This window comes from Metapseudomonas boanensis (assembly GCF_018704125.1).
Lineage (GTDB): Bacteria > Pseudomonadota > Gammaproteobacteria > Pseudomonadales > Pseudomonadaceae > Metapseudomonas > Metapseudomonas boanensis.
This window is the reverse complement of record NZ_JAGTIS010000002.1, coordinates 756457-762456: the sequence shown is the minus strand read 5'-3', so window position 1 is coordinate 762456 and position 6000 is coordinate 756457. Positions and strand designations below refer to the sequence as shown.

Annotated in this window: 6 protein-coding genes and 2 pseudogenes; 4 read left to right on the top strand and 4 right to left on the bottom strand. The window is 62.6% G+C overall.

Annotation, left to right across the window (positions count from 1 at the left end; genetic code table 11):
• Nucleotides 1-218: 218 nt before the first annotated feature.
• Nucleotides 219-365: pseudogene (locus J7302_RS07540) on the bottom strand (zinc-dependent alcohol dehydrogenase); the annotation flags it as partial.
• Between J7302_RS07540 and J7302_RS07535 the strand changes: the two are divergent.
• Nucleotides 335-560, top strand: a pseudogene (locus tag J7302_RS07535) (LysR substrate-binding domain-containing protein); the annotation flags it as partial. The pseudogenes J7302_RS07540 and J7302_RS07535 overlap by 31 nt on opposite strands.
• Before the next feature lies 1 nt (nt 561).
• Here J7302_RS07535 and J7302_RS07530 read toward each other — a convergent pair.
• The 3 genes from J7302_RS07530 to adhP all read right to left on the bottom strand — a co-directional run bounded on the left by J7302_RS07530 (nt 562) and on the right by adhP (nt 3767).
• Nucleotides 562-1551 carry a fimbrial protein gene (locus J7302_RS07530; RefSeq protein WP_215372431.1) on the bottom strand — a complete coding sequence of 330 codons (990 nt, stop codon included), beginning with the start codon at nt 1549-1551 and terminating at the stop codon, nt 562-564.
• Nucleotides 1552-1572: 21 nt separating this feature from the next.
• Complete coding sequence (locus J7302_RS07525) at nt 1573-2403, bottom strand: fimbrial biogenesis chaperone (RefSeq protein ID WP_215372429.1); 831 nt, start codon at nt 2401-2403, stop codon at nt 1573-1575.
• Nucleotides 2404-2744: 341 nt separating this feature from the next.
• Nucleotides 2745-3767 (bottom strand): alcohol dehydrogenase AdhP, encoded by a 1023-nt coding sequence (adhP, locus tag J7302_RS07520; protein WP_215372427.1) that lies wholly within the window; start codon nt 3765-3767, stop codon nt 2745-2747.
• A 260-nt stretch (nt 3768-4027) separates the two neighbouring features.
• On the opposite strand from adhP, the gene purE reads away from it, so the two are divergent.
• The 3 genes from purE to J7302_RS07505 all read left to right on the top strand — a co-directional run bounded on the left by purE (nt 4028) and on the right by J7302_RS07505 (nt 5947).
• Nucleotides 4028-4519: a 5-(carboxyamino)imidazole ribonucleotide mutase gene (purE, locus tag J7302_RS07515; RefSeq protein ID WP_215372425.1), complete on the top strand. Its 492-nt coding sequence runs from the start codon at nt 4028-4030 to the stop codon at nt 4517-4519.
• A gap of 3 nt (nt 4520-4522) precedes the next feature.
• Nucleotides 4523-5608, top strand: a complete 1086-nt coding sequence (locus tag J7302_RS07510) for a 5-(carboxyamino)imidazole ribonucleotide synthase (protein ID WP_215372423.1) — start codon at nt 4523-4525, stop codon at nt 5606-5608.
• Nucleotides 5609-5701: 93 nt separating this feature from the next.
• Nucleotides 5702-5947, top strand: coding sequence for a GlsB/YeaQ/YmgE family stress response membrane protein (locus J7302_RS07505; RefSeq protein WP_215372420.1), 246 nt, complete (start codon nt 5702-5704; stop codon nt 5945-5947).
• Nucleotides 5948-6000: the final 53 nt, after the last annotated feature.

Genomic DNA, 6000 nt, shown 5'->3' with positions numbered 1-6000 from the left:
TAGTGGGCCAGGCAGGATAGGGGGGGGATGCCAGCAGTCCCTTTGTGGGATGTTGCTTGAATGTTTGTACGGGAACTCGCTTGGAGACCGACGCGCTCGGGCGCGCAAGCTTGAAGGGGGCATCGCCCCGGGAAACCGCAAAACTTGTAGGAGCCAGCTTGCTGACGAAGGGGGAGGGCTGTTCGCCAGCAAGCTGGCTCCTACGGGCTCCGGGGTGCCTAGATTTCCACGACGATGCGGCCTTCGATCTTGCTGGCGCGCATCCGATCGAAAATGCCGTTGATGTTGTCCAGCGTGTCTCGGTGGATGGTGGCCTTGACCAGGCCCTCCCCGGCGAAGTCCAGGGCTTCCTGCAGGTCGGCGCGCCCTGCGCTCCACCACCGACTTCGAGACGGCCATGGCCGACAGCCTGAAGAGCATGGCCCTGCAAGGCCTGGGGGTGGCCTGGGTGCCGCGCTTCAGCGCCCAGGCCGAGTTGGCGCGCGGTGACCTGGTGGTATGCGGCGGCAGTGCGCCTGCTGTGGCGCAAGCTGGAGGCGGGTCTGGGCAGCGAGGACTGAGTTAGCGGTAAAACGCTTCGAGCACTGCACCCGCGTTGAATTCGCCCAGCTTGGGCGCGCTGGTGCGCCATTTCAGGCTGGCTTCGAATTCGCGGACATTACCGGCGGTATCCATGCGCGGGGTGATCGTGAACTGGCGCTCGAAAGGAATCGGGTTCTGGCTTTCCTGATCGAAGACGGAGATGCCCACCGAGCTATTGTCGTTTGGCACCAACGTGCCCTGGTTATCCGCCAGGGTGGCATTGCTCGTCGGCGTCAGCATGCCATTGAGGCCATAAATGGTCGGACTGGTGCAGGTTCGCTGCTCGGCGATGCGAAAGGTTCTTCGAGCAATTTCTTGTCCCGCCGTTGCGTTGGACGAGCTGACGTTACCGAAATCGATCGTCGTAGGACTGATGCTGACCGTGGATTGGCAAGGGATGACGCCTGTGTCCAACCGCCCGGGCCTAACGGAAAGCGATTGGGCAATCGACATGTCTTCCTTGCCGATGCGATACAGCGTGAAACTGCTGAGTGAGACCTTTGTGTCTTTCTCCGGCAGGCCGGCCGCTGATTTCTTCACCAGATACACGGAAGTGGTGTAGTACCTGAAGTCGTTGAGTTCGATCTGGCCAGGAAAGGTATTGTTGGCATGAAAATAGTGTGCAAGCACCTTTTGCTTGCTGGAGGTGAGGTAATCCCTGCCATTGAGGGTGACGCCCACATCAACATCGGGGCCAAGGTTCGTGTTGTTTGGATTGAGGAAGAAGTAGGTCGAGAATGCTTTGGGGCCAAGCCAGCAGTTGTAATCGAGGTGTTGTTCAGGTGAACGCCAGAAGATGGTGCCGGCCGGAACGGATTTGGGAACGAGGACGCTCTCATCGATGCCCAGTTGCTGGACATTCCAACTACCCCAGATGGTGTCACAGGCGTACTGGCTATATGCTGCGGGGCTTTCAGGGGTGTACCAGCAGGCGAGCAATGCGGTGATGGCGAATAACGTGAGTCTCATTGAAAGCGGCCTCGGCAAATATCAATGTGCATTGATGGGCGCAGGGTGCGGGTGGGCAATGTTGCCGTCGTCGATGTAGCTGTAAGTCAGCGTGGTCACTGCTTCCTGGCAATCGGGAACGGACAGGTCGAGGGTGGAAAACGGGGCGATCATCAGGTGTTTTGTCTGGGCTCCGCAGGCGTTGCCCTGCCCGTCCTGTAGCTCGATGTCGGTCAGGGTCATGTAATACGGGGAGTCGTTGTGGGCCTTCAGCGGGACGGATCCGGCTCCAGTTGCACGGGTCCAGCGAAGCGATTCCGCTGCCGACAACGGCGTGCCGGGCAACTTTGGGCGATACAACAACTTCAGATTGTGTTTCAGGGCGATCTGGATGACGTTTTTTGCCGATGCTTGCTTTGGGACCTCCAGCACACTGAGCAAGAAGTAAGACTCCCGGTCAACAGGGAGCCCCTGACCCTGGTAGAGGATGTCCACCGAGGCTTTGCCATGGGCGGGGATCTTCAGCAGTGGCCGTGAGATGGCCATGGGCGGTTCGGCTGAGTCGCGTCCATCCCCCCAGCCGAGCGTCACTTGAACCAGAGCGACTTCATCGCCTTCGTTGACGATAACCACCGTCAGTTGCTTCTGGTCGCCCTCGAAGATGAAACGGGTGGGGCCATCGAAGCTGATATCGGCCCATGCGCTGGCGCTGATCGTCAACGCCAGCAGGATGCAGGCGACGGTCGCGAGGAGGCACTTGGCTGGGCAGCCTGGCCCTCTCGGCGCCTGTTCGAGCGCTGTAGTCGGCGCAGGCGCGGTAAAACGCCGTGGGCGTTCTGGATTGGATAAAGGGTTTGGAGTCTGGTTTGCCATCGCCGTTGAACCGTCCATGTCCTGCCTTCGCCCGTCACGGCACTTCCCGCAGGCAGACAGAAAATGTCCCGGAAGGGCTGATGGCGTTGGGCTGATTGGCTGTTTCGATTGGGTCCACGATTCTAGTGGGCCAGGCGGGATAGGGGGGGGATGCCAGCAGTCCCTTTGTGGGATGTTGCTTGAATGTTTGTACGGGAACTCGCTTGGAGACCGACGCGCTCGGGCGCGCAAGCTTGAAGGGGGCATCGCCACGGGAAACCGCAAAACTTGTAGGAGCCAGCTTGCTGACGAAGGGGGAGGGCTGTTCGCCAGCAAGCTGGCTCCTACGGGCTCCGGGGTGCCTAGATTTCCACGACGATGCGGCCTTCGATCTTGCCGGCGCGCATCCGATCGAAAATGCCGTTGATGTTGTCCAGCTTGTCGCGGTGGATGGTGGCTTTCACCAGGCCTTCCTCGGCGAAATCCAGGGCTTCCTGCAGGTCGGCGCGGGTGCCGACGATGGAGCCGGTGATGCTGATGGCCTTGAGCACCACATCGAAGATCGGCGTGGGGAAATCGCCTGGCGGTAGGCCCACTAGGGCCACCGTGCCGCCGCGCCTGGCCATGCCGATGGCCTGGCCGAAGGCACTGTTGGATACCGCCGTGACCAGCACGCCGTGGGCGCCGCCGATGTCCCGCTGGATGACTGCTGCGGGGTCTTCGTTGCGGGCGTTGATGGTCAGGCTGGCACCCAGCTTGCGGGCCAGTTCCAGCTTGGCGTCGTCGACGTCGATGGCGGCCACGTGCAGGCCCATGGCGCGGGCATACTGCACGGCCACATGGCCGAGGCCGCCGATGCCGGAAATGGCTACCCACTGGCCGGGCCGCGCGCCAGTCACCTTGAGCCCCTTGTAGACGGTGACGCCCGCACAAAGAATGGGCGCGATCTCAGCGAATTCGACGTTTTTCGGTAGCAGTCCGACGAAGTTTGGGTCGGCAAGCACATATTCGGCATAGCCGCCGTTCACCGAGTAGCCGGTGTTCTGCTGGCTCTCGCAAAGGGTTTCCCAGCCGGTCAGGCAATGCTCGCAGCAGCCGCAGGCCGTGTAGAGCCACGGCACGCCGACGCGGTCGCCCTCCTTGATGCGGGTGACACCGGGACCTACCGACGCCACGTAGCCCACGCCCTCATGGCCGGGAATGAAGGGCAGGCTGGGCTTCACCGGCCAGTCGCCTTCAGCGGCGTGCAGGTCGGTATGGCAGACGCCTGATGCCTCGATCTTCACCAGGATCTGGCCGGGGCCGGGCAGTGGGACCTTCACTTCCTCGATTCGCAAGGGCTCGCCGAAGGCGTGGACCACCGCGGCTTTCATGGTCTTGGGCATGACATGAACCTCCATGGTTGGAGGTTGGATTGTGCCGGCCTGCCCCTGACGTATCTTGCGCCAGCGCAAGGTTTTGCGGCTCAAGCGCCGACCACGTCCAGAGCCTGACGAGTGGTTACGGCAGATGCACGCCTGGCGCGGCTTTGCGTTATACTGCGCGGCCTTCGGCCGGTCGCGCACCCGCGCAGCCCGGCCTACCTTGCTACAAGCCACGCCATTGCGTGGCTTGTTGGTTTTCGTACTTACGAAGAGGCACGACGATGAGCGCACTGGTAGGCGTGATCATGGGCTCCAAGTCCGATTGGAGCACCCTCAGCCACACCGCCGATATGCTGGACAAGCTGGGCATTCCTCATGAGGTGAAGGTGGTTTCCGCCCACCGCACCCCGGACCTGCTGTTCCAGTACGCCGAAGAGGCTGAAGGCCGTGGCATCGAAGTGATCATCGCCGGTGCCGGCGGTGCAGCCCACCTGCCGGGCATGTGCGCGGCCAAGACCCACCTGCCGGTCCTTGGTGTGCCGGTGCAGTCGTCCATGCTGTCGGGCGTCGACTCGTTGCTGTCGATCGTGCAGATGCCTGCCGGCATCCCGGTCGCCACCCTGGCCATTGGCAAGGCCGGCGCGATCAACGCCGCGCTGCTGGCGGCGAGCATCCTCGGCGGCAAGTACCCGAAATACCACTTGGCACTGAAGGACTTCCGTCGCGAACAGACCGACATGGTGCTGGACAACCCGGACCCGCGTGAGGCCTGACCCATGAAAATCGGCGTTATCGGTGGCGGCCAGCTGGGCCGCATGTTGGCCCTGGCGGGGACGCCCCTGGGCATGAACTTCGCTTTCCTCGATCCGGCTCCGGACGCCTGTGCCGCTGCTCTCGGCGAGCACATCCGTGCCGATTACAGCGATCAGGACCACCTGCGGCAGCTGGCGGACGAGGTGGACCTGGTGACCTTCGAGTTCGAGAGCGTGCCGGCCGAGACGGTGGCGTTCCTTTCGCAGTTCGTGCCGGTTTATCCCGGCGCCGAGTCGCTGCGCATCGCCCGTGACCGCTGGTTCGAAAAGTCGATGTTCAAGAACCTCGGCATCCCCACGCCGGCTTTCGCCGACGTCCAGTCCCAGGCCGACCTCGATGCGGCAGCCACCAGCATCGGCTTGCCGGCTGTGCTGAAGACCCGCACCCTGGGCTACGACGGCAAGGGCCAGAAGGTCCTGCGCCAGCCTGAAGACGTGGTTGGTGCCTTCGCCGAACTGGGCAGCGTGCCCTGCATCCTCGAAGGCTTCGTGCCCTTCACCGGCGAGGTTTCGCTGGTGGCGGTGCGTGGCCGCGACGGTGAAACGCGCTTCTATCCGCTGGTGCACAACACTCACGAAAACGGCATTCTGCGCCTCTCCGTGGCCAGCACCGAGCATCCGCTGCAGGCCCTGGCCGAGGATTACGTCGGTCGCGTGCTGCAGAAGCTGGACTACGTGGGCGTGATCGCCTTCGAGTTCTTCGAGGTGGACGGTGGCCTGAAGGCCAACGAGATCGCCCCGCGTGTGCACAACTCCGGCCACTGGACCATTGAAGGCTCCGAGTGCAGCCAGTTCGAGAACCATTTGCGCGCCGTTGCCGGCCTGCCACTGGGCTCGACCGCCAAGGTCGGCGAGAGCGCGATGCTGAACTTCATCGGCGAAGTGCCGCCTGTGGATAAAGTGATCGCCATCGACAATTGCCACCTGCATCACTACGGCAAAGCCTTCAAGGCCGGTCGCAAAGTGGGCCATGCCACGCTGCGCTGCGCCGATCGCGTCACCCTCGATCGCCAGATCGCCCAGGTCGAGGCGTTGATCGCCAAGGCCTGATTCGACCATGGCCGCCCCTGATCGGGCGGCCGATGGCGGCGCTCGCTTCCGACTACTAGGCTCAGACATACCCAATCCAACGGAGGGCATGCCATGGGCATTATCGGTACCATCCTCATCGGCCTGATCGTCGGCCTGATTGCACGCTTCATCAAACCCGGCGATGACAGCATGGGCTGGATCATGACCATCCTGGTCGGCATCGGCGGCTCATTGGCGGCTACCTACGGCGGGCAGGCGCTGGGTATCTATCAGGTCGGGCAGACGGCCGGCTTCATCGGTGCCGTGATCGGTGCGGTGATCCTGCTGGTGGTGCTGTCCTTCATCAAGAAGAGCTGACCGCTCGCGGGCAGGGCTGGGAACTGCCGAGTACGGGCGTTAGTCTTAGTCCC